At 46.5% G+C, this 20,605-nt stretch carries 18 protein-coding genes; 6 read left to right on the top strand and 12 right to left on the bottom strand.

The window, feature by feature from the left end:
- Nucleotides 1-19: 19 nt before the first annotated feature.
- From NSQ39_RS09635 to NSQ39_RS09595, 9 genes are all read right to left on the bottom strand, one after another.
- A complete protein-coding gene (locus NSQ39_RS09635) occupies nt 20-370 on the bottom strand; it encodes a transporter (RefSeq protein ID WP_175075157.1) in 351 nt (116 codons plus the stop codon).
- Nucleotides 371-494: 124 nt separating this feature from the next.
- Complete coding sequence (narI, locus tag NSQ39_RS09630; protein ID WP_175075156.1) at nt 495-1,181, bottom strand: respiratory nitrate reductase subunit gamma; 687 nt, start codon at nt 1,179-1,181, stop codon at nt 495-497.
- Nucleotides 1,178-1,720, bottom strand: coding sequence for a nitrate reductase molybdenum cofactor assembly chaperone (narJ, locus tag NSQ39_RS09625; protein WP_175075155.1), 543 nt, complete (start codon nt 1,718-1,720; stop codon nt 1,178-1,180). Before narJ ends, narI begins: the two co-directional genes overlap by 4 nt.
- Nucleotides 1,721-1,738: 18 nt before the next feature.
- Nucleotides 1,739-3,208: a nitrate reductase subunit beta gene (narH, locus tag NSQ39_RS09620; RefSeq protein ID WP_046131386.1), complete on the bottom strand. Its 1,470-nt coding sequence runs from the start codon at nt 3,206-3,208 to the stop codon at nt 1,739-1,741.
- Nucleotides 3,198-6,884, bottom strand: coding sequence for a nitrate reductase subunit alpha (locus tag NSQ39_RS09615; protein WP_175075154.1), 3,687 nt, complete (start codon nt 6,882-6,884; stop codon nt 3,198-3,200). The genes narH and NSQ39_RS09615 overlap by 11 nt, the downstream gene beginning before the upstream one ends.
- A 189-nt stretch (nt 6,885-7,073) precedes the next feature.
- Nucleotides 7,074-8,318: a DUF438 domain-containing protein gene (locus tag NSQ39_RS09610; RefSeq protein WP_175075153.1), complete on the bottom strand. Its 1,245-nt coding sequence runs from the start codon at nt 8,316-8,318 to the stop codon at nt 7,074-7,076.
- A complete protein-coding gene (locus tag NSQ39_RS09605) occupies nt 8,302-8,547 on the bottom strand; it encodes a DUF1858 domain-containing protein (protein ID WP_373687980.1) in 246 nt (81 codons plus the stop codon). Before NSQ39_RS09605 ends, NSQ39_RS09610 begins: the two co-directional genes overlap by 17 nt.
- Before the next feature lie 102 nt (nt 8,548-8,649).
- Nucleotides 8,650-9,753: a TIGR04053 family radical SAM/SPASM domain-containing protein gene (locus NSQ39_RS09600; protein ID WP_046131390.1), complete on the bottom strand. Its 1,104-nt coding sequence runs from the start codon at nt 9,751-9,753 to the stop codon at nt 8,650-8,652.
- 108 nt (nt 9,754-9,861) lie between these two features.
- Nucleotides 9,862-10,329, bottom strand: a complete 468-nt coding sequence (locus NSQ39_RS09595) for a Crp/Fnr family transcriptional regulator (protein WP_175075152.1) — start codon at nt 10,327-10,329, stop codon at nt 9,862-9,864.
- Nucleotides 10,330-10,475: 146 nt separating this feature from the next.
- On the opposite strand from NSQ39_RS09595, the gene NSQ39_RS09590 reads away from it, so the two are divergent.
- The gene (locus tag NSQ39_RS09590; RefSeq protein WP_046131392.1) at nt 10,476-11,198 is read left to right on the top strand and encodes a YwiC-like family protein; all 723 of its coding nucleotides are present in this window, start codon (nt 10,476-10,478) and stop codon (nt 11,196-11,198) included.
- A gap of 93 nt (nt 11,199-11,291) precedes the next feature.
- On the opposite strand, the gene NSQ39_RS09585 is transcribed toward NSQ39_RS09590, so the two are convergent.
- Nucleotides 11,292-12,005, bottom strand: a complete 714-nt coding sequence (locus tag NSQ39_RS09585; RefSeq protein ID WP_046131393.1) for a Crp/Fnr family transcriptional regulator — start codon at nt 12,003-12,005, stop codon at nt 11,292-11,294.
- Between the two features lie 164 nt (nt 12,006-12,169).
- Nucleotides 12,170-13,357 carry a nitrate/nitrite transporter gene (locus NSQ39_RS09580; protein WP_046131394.1) on the bottom strand — a complete coding sequence of 396 codons (1,188 nt, stop codon included), beginning with the start codon at nt 13,355-13,357 and terminating at the stop codon, nt 12,170-12,172.
- 139 nt (nt 13,358-13,496) lie between these two features.
- Between NSQ39_RS09580 and NSQ39_RS09575 the strand changes: the two genes are divergently transcribed.
- The 3 genes from NSQ39_RS09575 to NSQ39_RS09565 all read left to right on the top strand — a co-directional run bounded on the left by NSQ39_RS09575 (nt 13,497) and on the right by NSQ39_RS09565 (nt 17,021).
- Nucleotides 13,497-13,814: a DUF2164 domain-containing protein gene (locus NSQ39_RS09575; protein WP_231947465.1), complete on the top strand. Its 318-nt coding sequence runs from the start codon at nt 13,497-13,499 to the stop codon at nt 13,812-13,814.
- A 41-nt stretch (nt 13,815-13,855) separates the two neighbouring features.
- Nucleotides 13,856-14,524: a Crp/Fnr family transcriptional regulator gene (locus tag NSQ39_RS09570; protein WP_341014663.1), complete on the top strand. Its 669-nt coding sequence runs from the start codon at nt 13,856-13,858 to the stop codon at nt 14,522-14,524.
- A gap of 142 nt (nt 14,525-14,666) precedes the next feature.
- Complete coding sequence (locus tag NSQ39_RS09565) at nt 14,667-17,021, top strand: nitric-oxide reductase large subunit (protein WP_175075150.1); 2,355 nt, start codon at nt 14,667-14,669, stop codon at nt 17,019-17,021.
- 259 nt (nt 17,022-17,280) lie between these two features.
- Here NSQ39_RS09565 and ric read toward each other — a convergent pair whose 3' ends face one another.
- Nucleotides 17,281-17,994 (bottom strand): iron-sulfur cluster repair di-iron protein, encoded by a 714-nt coding sequence (gene ric / locus NSQ39_RS09560; RefSeq protein ID WP_046131397.1) that lies wholly within the window; start codon nt 17,992-17,994, stop codon nt 17,281-17,283.
- 169 nt (nt 17,995-18,163) lie between these two features.
- On the opposite strand from ric, the gene NSQ39_RS09555 reads away from it, so the two are divergent.
- Complete coding sequence (locus tag NSQ39_RS09555) at nt 18,164-18,535, top strand: DUF1360 domain-containing protein (protein WP_046131398.1); 372 nt, start codon at nt 18,164-18,166, stop codon at nt 18,533-18,535.
- Between the two features lie 396 nt (nt 18,536-18,931).
- Nucleotides 18,932-20,482, top strand: a complete 1,551-nt coding sequence (locus tag NSQ39_RS09550) for a cellulase family glycosylhydrolase (RefSeq protein ID WP_175075149.1) — start codon at nt 18,932-18,934, stop codon at nt 20,480-20,482.
- Nucleotides 20,483-20,605 lie beyond the last annotated feature (123 nt).

Here is a 20,605-nt window from a genome sequence, read left to right as displayed (position 1 = left end):
AATGGCGCCTTTTTTCTTTTTAAAATTGACAGCTGAATGAAGTGATTTCATTCAAATCGATGCCGAAATAGACCCAGCGGAATTGACGCGGCCTCCACCTGTATCCCGCGATGGAGCGGCGGCCGACAAAAACAGGGTAGAACCAGAAGCGGCTTCCGTTTCTTAAGCGGATGACTGTATAACGGAACAAGCATCTTCTAATTCCGCCGGGATCAACGGCGAAAGCAGAGACCCCGGTTTCCGGGGGAAACTGGCTTGGGGGAGGGGGCAAAAACTGCTGCTGAGTCTGTCCTCCCGCACCCGGAGGCGGGCCTGGAGGAAATTGCTGGCGGTACGGATCATATATATCGAAATCATAATATGGGTACAATCAAAAACGCTCCTTTCTGTTTGTTTTTTTATCATATGATGCGACCGGAAAATGGGAGCTTGCCTATCAAGGATTTTAAGAAGAGAAAAAAATCCCTAAAGCCGAAACGGCTTTAGGGAGAATGTCAAATGCTTTTGCGCGGGGCGCGTTTTCGATAGACGACATAGCTTCTTGTCAAATATTTGAGCGGCATGCTGAACACGTGGACAAGCCGGGTGAACGGCCAGACGATGAAAACGGCGTAGCCCACGACGATGTGAATTTTAAACCAGAGCGGCACGCTTTCCATGAGCGAGGCATCCGGTTTGAACAAGAAGATACTCCGGAACCAAGGTCCGATCGTTGTACGGTAGTCAAAGCCTTTTGAATCGATGTTTAAAAACGTTGACGCAAGTCCCGTCGCCATCATAAACAATAAAGTGACAAGGGTGATCAGGTCGCCGGCAGAGCTCGTTTTCCGGATCCGTTTATCAGCCGTTCTCCGGTAAGCAAGAATGATGAGTCCCGACAGTGCGGCAATGCCGGCAGGCAGGCCAAAGCCGATGGCGATTTTATGGTACATATGCTCTGATACGCCGATCGCCTCGTAAAGGCTTTCCGGTATTAAAATCCCCATCACGTGTCCGCCGATGACAAAAAAGATTCCCCAATGAAACAAACTGCTTCCTACCGCCAGTTTTTTCTTTTCGAGCATTTCGCTCGATTTGGCTGTCCAGCCAAACTGGTCATGTTGATAGCGGTATATATGCCCCCCGATAAAAATCGTCAGAACGATGTAGGGGAGAATGACCCAAAGTATTTGTTCGATCATGACTCTACAGTCCTTTCAACGCCGATTTCCGCCAATGCGATCAATAAACCGTCCAAAAGCGGAGCATAGATGCTCTCGTTTTCGAGAAGCTGCAATTTCAGCTCTTCCAGGTTTGATACATATTTTTGAAAGACGTCCTTGGCCTTATGAAGCTCGGCAACGGCAGCAAATTCAAGCATGAGCGGGAGGTAGTCCGGAAGTTCCTTGTCCGTCGGCTGAAACCCGGATTGCTGATACAGATCTTTCAGCTGCAATAGCTCGATTCCGCGCTCACGCTGTTCACCGGAGTTGAAATAGGTGACATAAAGGTTCGTTTTTTTGCCGAAATCAAATGTGTATACATACGTTTCAATCAATTCCTCCGGAGAATAAGCTTCCGCTTCTTTTAAAAATGCGAGCAGCCGCTCCCGCAGGTGCTCAGGCTGAATGTCGCTGATGAGGCTTTGCCAATCAGAGCGTTCCAGTCTCCATTCTTCATCAGGATAAGAGAGAAGATAGGAGAGGGCGGCGAAAACGGCCTGTTTATCTGTTGCATCCATTTTTGCTTCACTCCCGTTTTATATGTTTTGGCAGGAGCCGGGGCCTCCGGCAAATGACAATCCGCAGCTTCCTTGTTCCATATATAGGTCTGCCACTTCTTCGCGATGTGAGGTCGGAATGACGAAGCGGTCGTCGTACTTCGCGATCGCTAGCAGACGGTACATTTCTTCAATCTGCTGTTCTGTCAAGCCGGTAGATGCAATCAGGTCAGAATTCATCGGTTTATTTGTCTGGGTTGACCTCATGTACATGCGCATGACCGACATTTTCTTTAATGTAGTTCTGATATGGGACGTATCTCCGGCCGTCAGCAAATTCGCCAAGTATTCAATCGGAATTCTCATTTGATCGATCGCAGGGAAAATATCTTCCGCCGATTGGGCCGTTCCTTTTCCTTCAAACATGTTCATGATCGGGCTGAGCGGCGGAATGTACCATACCATTGGCAATGTCCGGTATTCCGGATGCAAAGGCAGCGCGATCTTCCAATCGATAATCATTTTGTAGATCGGCGATTTTTGTGCTGCTTCAATCCATTCCGCCGGAATGCCTTGGGCTTTCGCTTCTTCTGCGACAGCGGGATCATTCGGATCAAGGAAAACGTCCAGCTGTGAATGATACAAGTCTTTTTCATTTTCGGCTGATGCGGCTTCCTGGACTTTGTCGGCGTCATAGAGCATAACGCCGAGGTAGCGGATTCTGCCGACACAAGTCTCGGAACAGATCGTCGGCAGTCCGGCTTCTAAGCGGGGGAAGCATAGTGTGCATTTTTCCGCCTTGTTCGTCTGCCAATTAAAATACACTTTTTTATAAGGACATGATGATACACAATGTCTCCATGAACGGCATGCATTCTGATCGACGAGGACGATCCCGTCTTCTTCGCGTTTGTACATCGCGCCTGAAGGGCAGGAAGAGACGCATGCCGGATTGATGCAGTGTTCGCAGATTCTCGGAAGATACATCATAAAGACATCTTCAAATTCAGTTTTAATCGATTGTTCCATGTTTTGAACATTCGGGTCTTCAAGTCCTGTGATATGTCCGCCGGCGAGGTCATCTTCCCAGTTCGGGCCCCATTCGAGGTTCATGAAGTCTCCCGTAATGGAAGACTTCGGCCTTGCGACAGGCTGATGCTTTTTCTCCGGACTGTTTGTCAGCGTTTCATAATCATAGTTCCAAGGCTCATAGTAATCGTCGATCGTCGGCTGATACGGGTTGTAAAATAAATTCATCAGCCTTGTTGCTTTTGCGCCCGATTTCAGCTGGAGCTTTCCTTTTTTAAGCTCCCAGCCGCCTTTATATTTATCTTGATTCTCCCATTGTTTCGGGTAGCCGATGCCCGGCTTTGTTTCGACATTGTTGAAATACATATATTCTGCACCGGAACGGTTTGTCCATGTGTTTTTGCACGTAACGCTGCATGTGTGGCAGCCGATGCATTTATCCAGGTTCATGACCATTCCGATTTGCGCTTTAATCTTCAAGCCAATCGACCTCCTTCAATTTTCTGATCACGACATTGAGGTCGCGCTGGTTTCCTGTTGGCCCGTAGTAGTTGAAGCCGTAGCTGAGCTGTCCGTAGCCGCCGATCATTTGCGTCGGTTTGACGTGGATGCGGGTCGGGCTGTTATGGGTGCCGCCGCGGTTGTTCGTCAGCTTTGTACCAGGTACGTTGATATGTCTGTCCTGGGCATGGTGCATAAACGCCATTCCTTTCGGGATGCGGTGCGAGACGACAGCGCGGGCGACGACGACTCCGTTTCTGTTGAAGCATTCGATCCAATCGTTATCTTGAATATCGGTTTCAGCTGCATCGTCCTTATTCATCCAAACCGTCGGACCGCCCCTGAAAAGGGTGAGCATCGGCAGGGAGTCAAAATACATGCTGTGAACCGACCATTTATTGTGCGGCGTTAAATAGTTCAAAACGATTTCTTTGCCTTCTTGCGCCGGGCGCTTGTTCAAGAACGGGCGATGGATGAGGATCGGTTTAAACGTCGCCATGTTTTCGCCGAATTCTGTAATCATTTCGTGATCGAGATAAAAAGACTGTCTGCCGGTCACTGTTCTCCACGGGATCAGCTTTTCAACATTTGTCGTAAATGGAGAATAGCGGCGTCCGCCTTTTTCAGACCCGCTGAAAGCAGGGGAGGTGATAACGGTTTTCGGCTGAGCCGTTATTTGCTCAAAAGTAAAATGTTCTTCTTCCCGCTCCTCAGCTAAATCTTTCAATTCGAGATTCGTAATTTTTTCAAGCGATTCCCACGCTTTTACCGCTACCTTTCCGTTTGAAGTAGACGAAAGGGTCAAAACGGCTTCAGCGGCCTGTTTCGCATCATTGATAATCGGACAGCCTTTTGCCACGGTGTCTTCGGTTACTACTCCGAGTATTTTTTTCAGGGAGTTGTATTCCTCTTCGACCGACCAGTTCATTCCTTTTGTACCGAAAGGCTGTTTGACGACATTTGGCCCGAGCGCCGTCATTTTATTGAATATCTGTTTGTAATCGCGTTCGACGACATGAATTTGCGGCATCGTTTTTCCTGGAACAGCCGCGCATTCCCCTTTGCTCCAGTCTTTGATTTTCCCCAATGGCTGAGCCATTTCCTGAGGAGTGTCGTGAAGGAGGGGAGAAGCGACTGCTTCTTTCACCGGCTTCATGTCGACTTCCTCGGCTAATTCGGAGACCGCTTTGGCCAATGCTTTAAAGATATCCCAGTCGGATTTTGCTTCCCAAGGAGCCGAAATCGCCGGATTAAACGGATGAATGAACGGATGCATATCCGTGCTGCTGAGATCGTGCTTTTCATACCATGTGGCCGCAGGCAGCACGATGTCAGAGTACAGGGCGGTGCCGGCCATTCTGAAGTCGAGATTGATCAACAGGTCGAGCTTGCCTTCAGGCGCTTCGTCCCGCCAGGTGATTTCATCCGGCCGGATGCTGTCATGATCCTCATTCATTAACCCGTTCGTCGTGCCGAGCAAATGCTTCAGAAAATACTCGTGGCCTTTGCCGGAGCTTGAAATTAAGTTCGCTCTCCAAACGAAAAGGTTTCTCGGAAAATTCTTTTCATTGTCAGGGTCTTCAATCGCAAATTTGAGCTTTTTATCCTCAAGCTGTTTGGCGATATAGGCTCCGACTTCTTTAGCGTTTTCGGCGCCTGATTGCGCCGCTTCCTCGTATAAATCAATGCCGTTTTTTTCGAATGTCGGATACGACGGGAGCCATCCGAGCCTTGCCGCCAGCACGTTATAATCGGCATGGTGCTTATAGCGTGACGATTCGACGATCGGAGAGGCGAGGCCTGTGACCGGCTCATCTTCGTAGCGCCACTGGTCAGTGGCAAAATAGAAGAATGAAGTGCCGTTTTGCAGCTTTGCAGGGCCGCCCCAGTCTTTTGCCATGGCAATCGTCTGCCATCCTTCGGCCGGGCGGAGCTTTTCCTGGCCGACATAGTGGGCCCATCCGCCGCCGTTGACGCCTTGCGCGCCCACAAGGAGCACGAGATTCAATACCGCTCTGTAAATGGTGTCAGAGTTGAACCAGTGGTTAATACCGGCGCCGACGATAATCATTGAGCGGCCGTCTGTATCGATGGCGTTTTGCGCGAATTCTCTTGCGATTTTGACCACCTGGCTGCGATCGACGCCTGTGATCTGTTCCTGCCAGGCCGGTGTGAACGGTTCTGGATCATCAAACGATTCGGCAGCCTGCCCGCCGATCCCGCGGTTGACGCCGTAGTTTGCGAGCGTCAGGTCAAACACGGTGGAGACAAAGACTTCCTCGCCGTTCACATTCATTTTTTTGATCGGAAGGGGTCTTTCAAGCACTCGGTTCCCATCATGGGAGAAATAAGGAATTTTGACCGTGCCGATCATATCTTCTTTTCCGAGCATGGAAAGCCGCGGAGAAATCTGCTTTTCCGTATCTTCATCAATCATGCGCAAATTCCATTTTCCTTTGCCGTCCCAGCGTGAGCCCATCGTTCCTTGAGGTATGGCGAAATCGTCTGTTTCTTCATCCCAGACGGCCGGTTTCCACTCGTCATGTTCAGTTATGCGGCCAATGTCTTTCGCATGGAGAAAACGGCTAGCCGTAAATTGTCCGCCTTCTTTTTTCAACGTCACCAAAAACGGAAAATCCGTATATTGTTTCGCATAGTCAATAAAGCGCTTCGTCTCATTGTTGACGTAAAACTCCTGCAGGATGACGTGTCCCATTGCCATTGCAAGCGCTCCGTCGGTTCCTTGTCTAACGCTCAGCCAGTCGTCGGCAAACTTTGTCGATTCCGCATAATCGGGGCTGATGGAAATCACCTTCGCACCTTTGTATCGGGCTTCGGCCAAAAAGTGTGCATCAGGGGTTCTCGTAAGCGGGACATTTGACCCCCAAGTCATAATGTAGCCGGAATTGTACCAATCGCTGCTTTCCGGCACATCCGTCTGATCTCCCCAAATTTGCGGGGAGGCGGGAGGGAGGTCGGCATACCAGTCATAGAAACTGAGCATCGGACCGCCGATCAGCGACATAAAACGGGAGCCGGCTGCATGGCTGAGCATAGACATAGCTGGAATCGGCGAGAAGCCGACATTGCGGTCAGGTCCGTATTTCATGACGGTATAAAGGAGGGAAGCCGAGATCAATTTGAGCACTTCGCCCCATTCAGCCCGGACAAATCCGCCTTTTCCCCGCGCCTGTTTATAGGCTTTTGCTTTTTCGGGATTTTCGACGATCGATTTCCATGCGTCTAAAGGATTGTTGTGCTTGCTTAGAGCTTCCCGCCACATGTTGATAAGCACGCCTCTGACATACGGGTATTTCACGCGGAGCGGGCTGTAAATGTACCAGGAAAAGCTGGCTCCCCGCGGACAGCCGCGCGGTTCAAAGTCAGGCATATCAGGACCTGTTGAAGGATAGTCAAGGCGCTGGCCCTCCCAGGTGACGATCCCGTTTTTTACGTAAATATTCCAGCTGCACGACCCTGTACAATTGACCCCGTGGGTCGAACGTACTACTTTGTCGTGCTGCCATCTTCTTCTGTATACATCTTCCCAGTCCCGGTCTTCATAAGAAGTCTGGCTGTGTTTATTGGAATGATGCTCGATCGGAGAGAAAAAGTTTAATCTCCTGAGAATTGGGCTCGTTTTCTTTTTCTTCATTGCGGTTTCACTCCTCTTGAGTCAGTGGTGCTACTTCCACTATATACGGAGGGAGAACGGCACCTTGTTAACTTTGTCACAAGGTTGATGCATTTCACAAAGTTGTCACAAAAAATAAGAGAAAGGAAGAGGGGAGGAGGGAACCCGAAAAAAAGCCCGCTTTCTTTTAATATAGAAAGCGGACCGATCTTACTCTTCAGAGCTTAATATTCTTTTTTCCCCTGAAATGTCTTGAATCGGGGCGATGTTTTGGGTGAATTCCAGTGTGCCGACGTACTTGCCGTTTTCGTCACGGACGGCAAAGTAGCGGATGTAAACGTATTTGTCTTTGAATTTGATCCAAAAATCTTCTGCATCTTTTTTGCCCGATTTAAAATCGTCGAGAAGTTTGTTGACGATGTGGACGCTTGCCGGCGGATGGCAGTTTTGCACGGTTCGGCCGATCACGGCTTTTGTCCTGGCGAAAATCCGTTCTTTGCCGTGGGAAAAATAACGGACAACATCATGTTCGTCGATAAACGTCAAATCAACGGGGAGATGGTTCAGCATTTGTTCAAGCTGTTTAACGGATAAGATGCCGGTGGGGAGGCGGACGTATCCGTCACCGGCTTTTTCATTTGCTGTATTGAGCTGATGGCGTTCAGGTTTCCACTCGGCTTCAGGCTCTGTCAGACAGTAGCCGATGTCGCCGCTTTCGGCCGCTATTTTCAGCCATTCGTCTTCAGTCAATGTCCGAAGCGCCATCGGCAGCAGAATGTTCTCTTCCTTATAGATCATCTCTGTGCCTTCCTTTATGATAAAGCCGAGCTCGCGGATGATGTCGTCTTTTTTGTCAGACGTGTAGTTTTCCAATAGCGCTTTCGTCTCTTTAATGCTTTTGCGGATGAAGTCATCAATCGCCCACATCACTTTGCTTGGGCCTGTGATGCCGTACCTTTCAAGGTAGGGGAAGAGCAGATTTTCCTTTCTGCTGTAATGCTTGTCAACGTCGGCCAGCAGATTTAAATCGCTGATCAGCTTCAAAATGTTTTCTCCGCTGTCTTCTTTTTCGAATCGTTCCAAATGAAGCTGGATTTTAAAATTCAGCAGGAGGTCGATTTCTTTGTTTTCCTTTATAAATGTATGAACCGGGTGGCCCGGCATCTTGTCAGCCTCCGGCTTATGAATGTGTTCGATCGATCCTTTAAAAACGTCCGCATGAACGGAACACAGCTTTTGGATCTCTTCAGGCGTGATGCCTTCTTCTTTCATTAACGCCTGTTCCAGATGGGCGATCTCCTCCGGATCGACCGAGCCGAAAGCTTGCTGAAATCGTTTTTTTACTTCATCATAGGGTGTTCCTTTATGAAGGGCGATGATGATGTCTTTCAGCTGCTGCATTCTTTCATTTGATAAGTCTTGCTGAATTTCTCTGTTGTTAATGATTTCGCTCATTGTTCGTCTCCTCTCCAAAAACAGGTTCAAAACCGTGTTCCCTTAATGCATCCAAGACGTGCGCCAAGTCGATTTGTTTCAGCCGGGCACCCTTTGGGATCGTCATGATGCGGCCGGCAGTTTCAAGCATTCCAGGCTTTGAGATGTGATCAAAACCGATGTCTTTCATCAAGTTTTTCAGCTCAGGATGCAATGTGCAAAGGTCGTAGACCGAAGCGTTTAAATTCAATGTCTTGTTCAGCAGGAATCACATCCTTTGAAATTGATGATCATTCTCATATATAACGATAATACAAGTGCACCAAAGTCTTTGTGATCCAGGTCACATTTTCTAGCGCAATGCCTTCGGAATATAGATGCAGCTCGGGTCGCTTTCCAAATAATCGCCGGTCAATGCATAGGCGCGTGAACGTGATCCGCCGCAGACATGCCGGAATTCGCAGATTCCGCATTTGCCTTTATATCCGTCGGGGTTTCGCAACTCTTTGAAAACGGGCGACTCCCGGTAAATCTCTGACAGCGGCTGTTTTCGGACGTTTCCGGCTTTTACGGGCAATAGGCCGCTTGGATATACATCGCCTATATGGGAGATAAACAAAAAGCCGTTTCCGTCATTGACGCCTTTAGGCGCACGCCCTAATCCGCCGATCGCGTCAATTTTGCCTTTTTCAAGCGCATCCTCATAGCGGATCTGAAGATCGGGGTCTTTGGCCTCCCGCATTTTTTGCTGGATGACAACCCGTCTGTAGGGCTGGGCTGCCGTTGTTTTAATATCAAACGGTGCTTCCTTTGCCAAACGGCTGAGCCAAAGAAACACTTTTTCATGTTGTACGGCTGAAATCATGTCATCCCGATGGGCACGTCCGGTCGGAACGAGGAAAAACACGCTCCACAGCACACAATTCAGTTGTTCAATCAGCTTTGCCATTTCCTCCAAATAATCGATGTTATACGTTGAAATGACGGTATTGATCTGCAGCGGAAGATTGAATTCATGAATGTATCGAATCGCTTTCATCGTTAAATCAAAAGAACCGTCTGTTCCTCTAAAATGATCATGGATCTTGCGGTTGGGTCCGTCTAAGCTGAACGCCCAGCGGGATAAGCCGATATCTTTGGCGGTTTTGATGGCTTCCTTCGTCACATTTGGCGTCGCGCTCGGCGTCATGGAAATGCGGACGCCTTTTTGGACGGCGTATTGAATGATGTCAAAGACGTCCTCCCGCATGAGCGGATCACCGCCGGTCAGCACTAAAATAGGATTGTTCATCAAGTAGATTTCATCGATTAACGCTTTTCCTTCTTCAAGCGAGAGCTCCCTCGGGTCGCGATAGTGTTGCGCCGAAGCCCGGCAATGGAGGCATTTCAGCTCACAGGCTCTTGTCAGCTCCCAAATTACGATAAACGGAGCCTCATGAAAATTGCACTGTATCATCTGTCATCTGTCCTTTCCTTCACATTCGAGTCCATCGTATCGGAAAAAGAGAAGCAGAAATGTTAAGTAGATCACATCTAAAAGGGGAGAGAAGGGGAGAAGCCCTTCTCAATCGGCATCTTCCGGGGCGGAACGGAGGTAGCGCAAAAATAATTGATAGGAAAAGTATAAATTTTGCTGGAGAAGTTTGAGAAAGTTCATTTGCAGTTGGTGATTGTACGTCATCATTTTTTTGAATATCGTAAAAGGAATTTCAAGCACAGCGGTGTCAGCGGCAGTTTTAACAGAAATAAACGGAGACAAAAAAGGTTCTCCCTTTTGATCAATGGGAAATACATCGCCTTTTTCCCACTCGGCGATGATGCGTGATTCCTCGGGAAGCCTTTTGTCCGCAAAATAAACTTCACCTTTCAAAACAAAATAGACGGATTGAGAATGCAGAAACGATCGGCAAGGACGGGACGATCCGATATCGATCACTCTTCCGTTTTTCAGAAGCCTTTTAATGATGGGAAGAGGAACTCCCAGAAACATAGGAAGATTTTTCAGAAATAACAAGTGGTCAAACCGGTCCATTGATTGTCCTCCTTCTATGTAGGTAGCTACAGTATAGAGCGGCATCCAGAAAAAGGCAGTGATATAATTCACACTTGTATGAAAAATGTCACTCTCTGGCAGGCATAAAGTTTTTATAATGGAAGAGAAGGAAGGGAGGACTTTTTATGAAAATGTTGATACCAAAACAGCATGGCGCCTGGGCAATGCTTGTGATTCCTTTTCTCCTCGGAGTGATCGGCGGGGGAATGCATATGCGGCATATCCCGCTGTTTGCCGGCTGGCTGTTTCTGTACCTTGCCGCTTTTCCCGTCACGATGATGGTGAAAAAGAAAAAGACCGCTTTCTATCAAAAATGGGCGGCTGTCTACAGCATACCGGCCTTGCTTTTCCTGCTGGCCGCAGTATGGACGCTTCCTGAGCTTGCCTGGGTCGGATTGTCTCTGTTTCCGCTTTTTCTCGTCAACCTTTACTATGCGAAAGGAAACAATGACAGGGCGCTCCTGAATGATGTCGCAGCGATCATCGTTTTTGCATCCGGGGGGCTTCTCGGATATTGGGCAGGGGCGGAACATCTCGACGGCTGCGCATGGTTCGTTTTCTTCCAGTCGATTTTGTTTTTTGTCGGTAGCGCCTTTTACGTAAAATCGATGATCCGCGAGAAGAAAAACAAGCGGTTTCAATATTATTCATGGGGCTATCATGCTGCACTGCCTTTTTTATCTTTGGCTTTTGGAGCGGGCTGGGCGGTTATTGCTTTTATTCCGAGCAGCTTGAGGGCATGGTATTTATACGGCAAAAAGCTTACAGTTAAGAAAATCGGCATCCTTGAGTTGCTGAATGCCTGTTTTTTTATGTTCGCGATAGGCGCCTTTTTGCTGAACACATAAATAAAAACAAGGACGGTTCTTGTCCTTGTTTCCGTTTGCCGCAAAGGAAGCAGTCAACCGGGCCGTTTCCAAGCCGGGGCCCTGTTTTCCCTTTTAGTCGATGTTGCATATTTCAATCGGGCAGTTTTCGCAGTCAATTTCGCGTTTTAAGTAGTTCAGCTTGTGGATGACGATTTTTCCGGATTCTTCAATCGAGATGACGCCGCTTTTCCGCAGGTCACTCAGCATCCGGTTGATGCTTTCTCTTGCAGCCGCGCAAAATTTCGCCAAATCCTGGTTTGTCAGCACGATGTTAATGAGAATGCCGTCACTCCTCGTAATGCCGTAGCTGTTCGCGAGGCGGATCAGCGTTGAATACAGCGCGCCTTTTTTCCCATTGAGCAGGAGATCGCGGATTTTCGATTGAATCTTGCGCAAATGAGTACTCATCCATTTCATAAATTCAAAAGTCATCGCACCGTTTTGAATCAGTTCTTTTTCGAGTTTATCTTTTTTAATGACCATTACTTCGCCGTCTGAGAGGATCTTTGCGCTCAGCATATATTTTGCTTCATCAGTGAAAAGCGTCAGCTCTCCTACAATATCATTCTTTTTGCACATTCTTAGTGTCAGTTCTTTTCCGTCGGACGTCAATTTGCCAATTTGGACGAGCCCTGACTGAATGAGATACAGCTCTTCTGCATCCATACCTTCTTGAAAAAGATAAGTATTTTGTCGGATTTTTCTTTTGGTGCTGATCGATTCCAATAACCGGTACAAGTCAGCGGAAAGCAGATCTGTATCAGATTTTCGAACAGTCACATTCATCGAGCGTCACCCCTTTTAAAGAAAATCATATGAAAACAGTTTTATTGTACCGTTAAATAAGCCTGAACGGTCTCGAAAGTAATAACAATCTTGTGAACATAATCCGATTGTCACAGAAAAAGAACCTGAGAGCAATAGTCTCAGGTCTTTCGTATGAAGTGCGCTTATTGGACATCGCGTGTGTCTGTCCTTGACGATGTTTTCCCCGATTCCTGAAAATACATCCATGCCACGATGACAAAGCTGGCAAGGGCCGCTTCAGACAAAGCCATGAATCCGATCGCATAATGGCCTGTCGCCTGAAAGACGCTTGACAGGATGAGCGGCGGGAAGAATCCGCCTAAACCGCCCATTGCCGAAACGATGCCATTGACGATTCCGGCTTGTTTCGAAAAATAAAGCGGCACTAATTTGAAGACGACTCCGTTTCCGATTCCGGCGCATACGGCGACTGTCAGTACCCCGAATCCGTAGAGTCCTAGATTCGGCGAGAAGGCCAGTAAAATTCCGGACAGCGTACAGCCTGCGAAAACATACATTAAGAGCTTCAGCGGGTTGAACTTATCTCCAAGCCATCCCCCGACAGGTCTGAGAAAAGTCGCGACGGCGATAAAGCCGGCGGTTCTGAGGCCTGAATCAACCGGATCAAGTCCGAAGTGGTTCACAAGAAAGTTCGGAAGGTAGACTGTGAACGCCACAAAAGAACCGAATGTGATAAAGTAAAACAGACTTAAAAACCATAGTTTTTGATTTTGATAGACGGCTTTCATTTGCTCTTTTACCGAAACTGTAACCCTCGGTTCTTTCTTGTCTCCAAATAAAAAGTTCAGCAAAGCAAATGCAGCGACCAGGATCAGATACATTCGAACCGTATTCGGCCACCCCGCGGTTTTGGCGATAACGGGAGCGGCAAACGTGGTAATTGCCGTTCCAATGTTTCCGGCTCCATAAATCCCATTGATAAAACCGTGTTTTTCTTTCGGATAATACTTTGGCAAAGATGTTACTCCGATCGAGAAGACCGCTCCGCTGATCCCCAGGAAAAATCCGCCGATGACTAAATCGGACAATGAATCAGCTGCACTGATCCAAAAAATCGGGAACAGGAGCAGCAAAAAACTGATCATGAACGTTAATCGCGCCCCAAATTTGTTTGTATAGTACCCAAGCGGTATCCGAAGCAGCGACCCAAGTATGACCGGGATAGCGGTAACCAGGGAAATCTCGCCTTCAGTCAGGGGAATATCCTTTTTAATATGAGGCATTAAAGATGAAATCAACACCCAAGCCATAAATCCTGCCACCAAACTAAATGACTGCAGCGGCAACTGCAATTTTTGACGATTTACCATGACGGCTTTGCTCCTTTCAAAAGGGAAAAATGTAATATTTCATTAGCATGTTTATCTTACAAAAAGTCTTCAACAAACATTGTGAACAACATCACACGGCAATCGGATTGATTGATGTTTAAGAGGCGGGGGCAAAAGAATGAATTGGTTCTACAAAAAATATTCGTTCATTGATTTAACATTTTCGTTTATCATGAAAATAAAAGGAGTGCGATTTATGCTTTTACAGCTGACACAAGAAGAAAAACAAGCAGTCATGAGTGAGATCAAGCGTTTTTATTATGAAGAAAGAGGGGAGGAAATCGGCGATATTGCGGCGATTCAGACGTTTGAATTCATAAAGGAAAAGCTGGGCCCCTACTTTTATAATCAGGCGCTTAAAGACAGCCGCAGGGTTGTTGAAGAAAAAGCGGCAGCGATGGAAGAGGAGCTTTTTGCGCTTGAAAGGCGCATTTAAAGGAAGACCTGGCAAAATGCCTGAAGGGATTGAAGGTTTAAATGGAGTTTCTGAAACAGTTTCTGATTTTCAGCGGTTTGAATGGCGAAGAATTCAGCCAAATCGAACAGATTGCGATAAAGCGGAAATATCAGCCGCGAGTGTTTGTGTTTATGGAAGGGGAAGAGCGGGAAGCCGTTTTTTTCGTCAAATCAGGACTTGTGAAAACCTATAAGATTGATGAAGAAGGCAATGAACAAGTGATTTCGCTTTTACAAAGCGGAGATATGTTTCCGCACGTCGGTTTTTTTGACCGCTCCCCATATCCGGCAACGACTGAAGCAGTCCAAGAAACCGAATTGATCGTCATCCGCATTGACGATTTTAATGAACTGCTCATGAAATACCCGGAGATGACAATGAAAGTCATGCAAATCATGGGAAAAAAAATCCTTGATCTGCAGGAACGCATTCAAGGATTTATTTCAAAAGACGTCCAGCACCGCCTGACTCACGCTTTAAAGAAGCTGGCAGATGAACACGGGGTCAAAAAAGGAGAAGGCATTTATATTAATCTGCCGATTACCAATCAGGACTTTGCGAATATGGTCGGAACATCAAGGGAAACAATTAACAGGACCCTTAATGAAATGAAAAAGAAAAAACTGCTTTCCTCCGACAGAAGCGGCATTATGATACATGATCAGGAATGGCTGAACGGCTGTGAATAAATAAAAAACAGGCTCTCCTTTTTCAATGGAAAGCCTGTTTTTTTAATTCACAAATCTGCCATCATTTAAGTGATCTGGTTCACAACCGGTGTGATGCATATCCAGTATCTTAGGACATGCAAATAAGAAAGGAGTGAATCAGATGGAAGTTCAAAGGGAGACGGTGCCAAACAAGAAGCCGGCAAAAAACGGATTTTTGAAATCGGTTCTCGTTTTTACGCTGATTGCAAGTTTTTCGGTGTTGTTATTGGGAGGATATTGGATCTTCAAGGGGCTTGCGCCAAGACCGCTTGAAGTGTCCGCTCCAAACGGCGAGGTGCTGATGACAAAATCGTCGATCAAGGGTGGACAGGCCGTCTTTCAAAAATATGCGCTCATGGATTACGGGACCATTTTGGGCCACGGATCTTACATGGGGCCCGATTATACGGCAGAAGCCCTGAACATTTATACAAAAGGGATGCAGGACTTTAAAGCGCAGGAGCAATATGGAAAACGCTTTGAAAAGCTTTCCGATGAAAAGCAGTCTGTGATCCGCAGTAAAGTGATCAGTGAAATGAGAAAAAACCGCTATAACAAAGATTCCGACACATTACAGCTGACTCAGGCCCAAGTCTACGGACTCGAAAAAGTGCGCACTCATTACCGCAAAGTATTTACAAAAGGCGATGGCTGGGGGCTTGAGTCTGGTTTGATCAAGGAAAGCCATATGCCTGACCGCAACAGAGCTTGGATTTCGGGCGGGGATCAGATCAAACAGGTTTCTGATTTTATCTTTTGGACGGCCTGGCTGTCCAGCACATTGAGGCCCGGGGATGACATCACCTATACAAACAACTGGCCGTATGATGAAGAAGCCGGCAATACGATGTCATTTGCCGCGGTGTGGTGGAGCGGCGCCAGCGTTACGATTCTTATTTTATTTGTCGGCATCATCTTATTTGTGTTTTACCGCTACAAGCTTGGAATGAAGGAGGCTTATCAAGAAGGGAAATTCCCGGCCTTTGATTTGGAGAAGCAGCCGCTCACTTTATCGCAAGTCAAAACAGGGAAGTATTTTGCCGTTGTTTCCCTGCTGTTCTTTGTTCAGGCCATGCTGGGGGCATTGCTTGCCCACTATTATATCGAGCCTGACAGCTTCTTTGGCATCGATTGGATCAGAAATCTGCTTCCATTTAGCATCGCCAAAGGGTACCACTTGCAGCTTGCAATCTTTTGGATTGCGACCTCATGGCTTGGCATGGGAATTTTTGCGGCTCCGCTTGTCGGCGGCAGGGAGCCGAAAAGACAAGGTTTACTCGTCGATATTTTGTTCTGGGCGCTGATCTTTCTTGTCGGCGGCTCGATCGTCGGAGAATGGCTCGGTGCGAAAGGCTATTTGGGGAACAATTGGTTTTTATTCGGCCATCAAGGAATGGAATATATTGAACTGGGCCGATTCTGGCAGATCATACTCGCACTGGGCATGCTGATTTGGCTGTTTATCGTCTTCAGGGGCATTAAGCGCGGCCTTAAAAAAGAGACGGATAAAGGCGGTTTGATTCATTTGCTGTTTTATTCATCAATCGCCATACCTCTGTTTTACGGCGCCGCCTTTATGTTCAACCCCGGTACAAGCATCACGATGTCCGATTTTTGGCGTTGGTGGATCATCCACTTATGGGTGGAAGGGATCTTTGAAGTGTTTGCCGTCGTTGTCATCGGCTTTTTGCTGGTACAGATGAATTTGGTGACGAAAAAGTCAACCGTCAGAGCGCTTTACTTTCAGCTGATATTGCTGTTGGGAAGCGGTGTAATCGGAATCGGACACCATTATTATTACAACGGCTCATCAGAAATATGGATCGGGCTCGGTTCGGTTTTCTCCTGCTTAGAGGTTATTCCGCTTACACTGCTCGTCCTGGAAGCTTATGAACAATACAAGATGATGAGGGATGGGGGGCATCATTTCCCTTATAAAGCAACATTCTGGTTTTTAATTTCTACGGCCATATGGAATCTGGTCGGTGCAGGCGTATTGGGCTTTTTAATCAACCTTCCTGCCGTAAGCTATTTTGAACACGGCCAGTTTTTAACGCCTGCCCACGGACACGGGGCGATGATGGGAGTATACGGTATGTTCGCTATTGCCGTTTGGCTGTACACATTGCGCAATATCGTCAAACCTCGTGCATGGAATGATAAATGGCTGAAAATCGCATGCTGGACACTGAACATCGGCTTGTTCGGAATGGTCTTTATCAGCTTGCTTCCGGTCGGCTTTCTTCAATTGAAAAAAGCATTTGAAGAAGGATATTGGAGCTCAAGGGCGCCCGAGTTTTTGCAGCAGGACGCAGTTCAGACGCTGCTTACATGGCGTGCTGTTCCAGATACCGTCTTTTTGATCGGTATTGTGCTGCTTCTGATTTTCAGCATCAAGGCATTGTTCCATCTCCGCAAGCCGACGCATCGGGAAGGAGAAGCATTGCCTGTAAAAGACATTGCGTCAGAGGATTAAAAAACCTTGATCAAGCTGTCGAGATTTTCTCGGCAGCTTTTGTTTTTTCTAAATGATCCAAAGTGTAAGTTTCAATACGATGATCAAAAAGAATTTGTCTCAAGAGGAACATAAGGAGAAGATTAAAAAAAAGCCAGACAAAATAATAGAGCGAAGCTTTGCAGATGTAAAACAGCTGCATGGGCTTCGCTACTACAAGATTTAGGGGAAAACAGAATGTGACAGAGCAAGTGCTTCCCCCATAATAGACTTTTCTTTTCTATTGCTTTGCTTCGGCCTCTAAACGAGGGAACAAAATATTATTTTCTAAATGAATGTGCTGAAAAATGTCTGTTTCCAATTCATCGAGTTTTAAGTAAGTCAGTGTATATGTCGTGCAGGCCCCTTCAGGAAGGGAATAGTCATTGGTTGCTTTTCTGAGCTCTTTCAAAATATTTCCGCAGGCCTCATGCTCTTGTTCAAGCACATCGATCGCCTTTACTGCTTCAGCTAAGTGCGCTTCTGACTTTGTTTCTTCGTAAGATTTGATTTTCGGAAAGATCTGTTCTTCCTCCTGAATCAAATGGTGCTCCAATTCAGCCTTGAGCTGATGAAACAATTGGTGAACTTTGGCCAGCTCCGGATGATGGGTGCCGTGGACGCGGTATACCTTTGTGACAAAGCCTGACAGTTCAGGAAGCACTTCAAACAAATAAGCATGGTGGGTCTGAACCACATAATCAATCAACCGGGAATAGGAGGCTTCGTTCCAATTTGTTTCTTTTTCATTTAACTCTTTCGTCTCCTGGTATAGTGCATTGATTTTTGATAATACTTCTTCAGCGTTTAAATTTTGTTCTTTAATGGCTTCTGCGATCGGACGGTTCCCGCCGCAGCAAAAATCAATTCGATATTCCTTTAACAGCCGGCTGGCTCTTGGAAAACGCGCAACAATATCACCGGTTTTCGTTGTTTGATCAAAGATTGTATCCATTATAAAACCTCCTGATGCTTATAATGATGTTCCAGGTTAAATGTATCGCGATTACAAAGAGAAATTCGTGATCTACATCACATTCCGAAAAAATCGCATAAAGCGCAATAAGTCAAGAAGAATCGGGAATACCTAAACATAGACACTTTCGTATAATTGGAGGCTCAGGATGGAGGATATATCGTGGCTTACGTATGTGATGCTGATTCTCGCCAGCTATCGGTTAACCCATTTGATTGTCTTTGACAAAATCACAGAGTTTATCCGAAAGCCGTTTATGAAGAACAAGAAAATCATCGATGAAAAAGGCCATGTCGACGTGAAAAAAGTACCCAAATCAAACGTCGGCTATTTGCTGAATTGCTATTGGTGCGCAGGGATTTGGTGCGCCATTATCATCGGTCTCGGCTATCTGCTCATTCCGAAAGCGAGCACCCCGGTCATTTTTATTTTGTCGATAGCGGGCGCACAGGCGATCCTTGAAACATTTGTCGGAATCGGAACGAAGCTCATCGGATTTTTAGCTGACGTAAAGAAATAACGTTGTAGCAGGTTGATTTTATTTTTTGTCTTTAAAGCGTCACAAAATATAGGTGAAAAACATGGCGATTTTTTGGAGCTTTATTCCTAAAAATCGTTTTTTCATTCAATGAAGTATCCTGAACTGTATTCATAAAATTAAGAATATATAGAAAATAAATGTGGGAAGTCCTGTTCGTTTCGTGTTGAACGTTACATTAAAATAGCATTCTGCCCTCCTCATCAATACGAAAAGAGGAAATTGATAGATTTTCAAGACCTTAAAAACAAGCAATATGGTTGATGGACGATTAACGAAAAGATTTTTAGAATCAGGATCGTGCCATAAACGTGAAAAGGAGGGAGAAGCACCCGTAAAACGGCATACTTTTAAAATTTTCATTTTGGAGGGAAAAGAATGCAACATGTCAAACGTTCAATTATTGCATGTTTTGCGATAATAGCGCTCGTTTTCAGCGGAGCAATGGCGCCAGCGGCAGCAGCCGCTTCCAAAACGCCGGTTGCCGCAAACGGCCAGCTTAAGATTAAAGGTACTCAGCTCGTCAATCAAAGCGGAAAAGCGGTCCAATTGAAAGGGATCAGCTCGCACGGTTTGCAGTGGTACGGTGATTATGTCAATAAATCGAGCTTAAAATGGCTAAGAGATGACTGGGGCATCAATGTCTTCCGTGCAGCCATGTACACGGGTGAGGGCGGCTACATCGATAATCCGTCCGTTAAAAACAAAGTCAAAGAAGCTGTTGAAGCGGCAAAAGAACTCGGCATCTATGTCATCATCGACTGGCATATTTTAAGCGACGGCAACCCGAATCAAAATAAAGCAAAGGCTAAAGAGTTTTTCAAAGAAATGTCGAGCCTTTACGGAAATACGCCGAACGTCATTTATGAAATCGCCAACGAACCGAACGGTGATGTAAACTGGAACCGCGATATCAAGCCGTATGCGGAAGAAGTGATTTCAGTGATCCGCAAAAACGATCCGGATAACATCATCATCGTCGGAACAGGAACGTGGAGCCAGGATGTCAACGATGCAGCAGATAATCAATTGAAAGACGCCAATGTCATGTATTCGCTTCACTTTTACGCAGGAACACACGGCCAATCTTTAAGAGATAAAGCGAATTATGCACTGAGCAAAGGCGCTCCGATTTTCGTTACCGAATGGGGGACAAGCGACGCTTCCGGAAACGGAGGAGTATACCTTGACCAGTCTCGGGAATGGCTGACATATCTAAACAGCAAGAAAATCAGCTGGGTCAACTGGAGCCTTTCCGACAAACAGGAATCATCCGCCGCTTTAAATCCTGGAGCGTCTAAAACAGGAGGGTGGAAGCTGTCTGACTTATCTGCCTCAGGAAAATTCGTAAGGGAGAATATCCGGAGCTCTCAAGATAACTCCGGCTCACAAGACAGCCCTGATTCCGGCTCAAAGGACAAAGATAACTCTGATTCAAAAGACAAAGGAAACTCTGATCAAAACAGCGGCAAACAGGGAAACAGCGTCGCTGTACAATACAGAGCGGGGGACGGGAATGTGAACGGCAACCAAATCCGCCCGCAGCTCAACATTAAAAACAACAGCAAAAAAACGGTTGATTTAAAGAAAGTGACGGTCCGCTACTGGTATAAAGCGAACGGCAAAGGACAAAATTTCGACTGCGACTACGCTCAAATCGGCTGCAGCAACATTTCTCACAAATTCGTGAAATTAGCGAAATCCGTAAAGGGCGCAGATACGTATCTTGAACTCGGTTTTAAAAACGGAACGCTCTCACCGGGAGCAAGTACCGGGGAAATCCAGATCCGCCTTCACAATGACGGCTGGAGCAATTACGCACAAAACGGCGATTATTCCTTTACAAACTCAACAACCACTTTTAAAAATACTAAAAAAATCACATTGTATGAAAACGGCAAGCTGATTTGGGGAACAGAGCCTAAATAAGTCTAACGGACACCGATATGGTGTCCGTTTTTTCAGTCCGGCATGTGGTATGATAGAGGAAGATTTTTGTAAAAGGGGATACGGGCGGAGCAAAACAGGAACATTAGAATAGAAAGGACGGGT

This window comes from Bacillus sp. FSL W8-0848, assembly GCF_038007805.1.
In the GTDB taxonomy this organism is placed as follows: domain Bacteria; phylum Bacillota; class Bacilli; order Bacillales; family Bacillaceae; genus Bacillus; species Bacillus glycinifermentans.
The sequence above is the reverse complement of the archived record's forward strand: the minus strand, read 5'-3'. Positions and strand labels throughout refer to the sequence as shown.

Bases quoted from the DNA above. Each gene is read 5' to 3' on its own strand.
- NSQ39_RS09590 (WP_046131392.1), top strand. From the start codon at position 10,476: ATGAAAATGTTGATACCAAAACAGCATGGCGCCTGGGCAATGCTTGTG.
- NSQ39_RS09600 (WP_046131390.1), bottom strand. From the start codon at position 9,753: ATGATACAGTGCAATTTTCATGAGGCTCCGTTTATCGTAATTTGGGAG.
- ric (WP_046131397.1), bottom strand. From the start codon at position 17,994: ATGGATACAATCTTTGATCAAACAACGAAAACCGGTGATATTGTTGCG.
- NSQ39_RS09610 (WP_175075153.1), bottom strand. From the start codon at position 8,318: ATGAGCGAAATCATTAACAACAGAGAAATTCAGCAAGACTTATCAAAT.
- NSQ39_RS09555 (WP_046131398.1), top strand. From the start codon at position 18,164: ATGGAGGATATATCGTGGCTTACGTATGTGATGCTGATTCTCGCCAGC.
- NSQ39_RS09580 (WP_046131394.1), bottom strand. From the start codon at position 13,357: ATGGTAAATCGTCAAAAATTGCAGTTGCCGCTGCAGTCATTTAGTTTG.
- NSQ39_RS09575 (WP_231947465.1), top strand. From the start codon at position 13,497: ATGAATTGGTTCTACAAAAAATATTCGTTCATTGATTTAACATTTTCG.
- narJ (WP_175075155.1), bottom strand. From the start codon at position 1,720: ATGGATGCAACAGATAAACAGGCCGTTTTCGCCGCCCTCTCCTATCTT.
- NSQ39_RS09595 (WP_175075152.1), bottom strand. From the start codon at position 10,329: ATGGACCGGTTTGACCACTTGTTATTTCTGAAAAATCTTCCTATGTTT.
- NSQ39_RS09550 (WP_175075149.1), top strand. From the start codon at position 18,932: ATGCAACATGTCAAACGTTCAATTATTGCATGTTTTGCGATAATAGCG.
- NSQ39_RS09585 (WP_046131393.1), bottom strand. From the start codon at position 12,005: ATGAATGTGACTGTTCGAAAATCTGATACAGATCTGCTTTCCGCTGAC.
- NSQ39_RS09615 (WP_175075154.1), bottom strand. From the start codon at position 6,884: ATGAAGAAAAAGAAAACGAGCCCAATTCTCAGGAGATTAAACTTTTTC.
- NSQ39_RS09570 (WP_341014663.1), top strand. From the start codon at position 13,856: ATGGAGTTTCTGAAACAGTTTCTGATTTTCAGCGGTTTGAATGGCGAA.
- narI (WP_175075156.1), bottom strand. From the start codon at position 1,181: ATGATCGAACAAATACTTTGGGTCATTCTCCCCTACATCGTTCTGACG.
- NSQ39_RS09565 (WP_175075150.1), top strand. From the start codon at position 14,667: ATGGAAGTTCAAAGGGAGACGGTGCCAAACAAGAAGCCGGCAAAAAAC.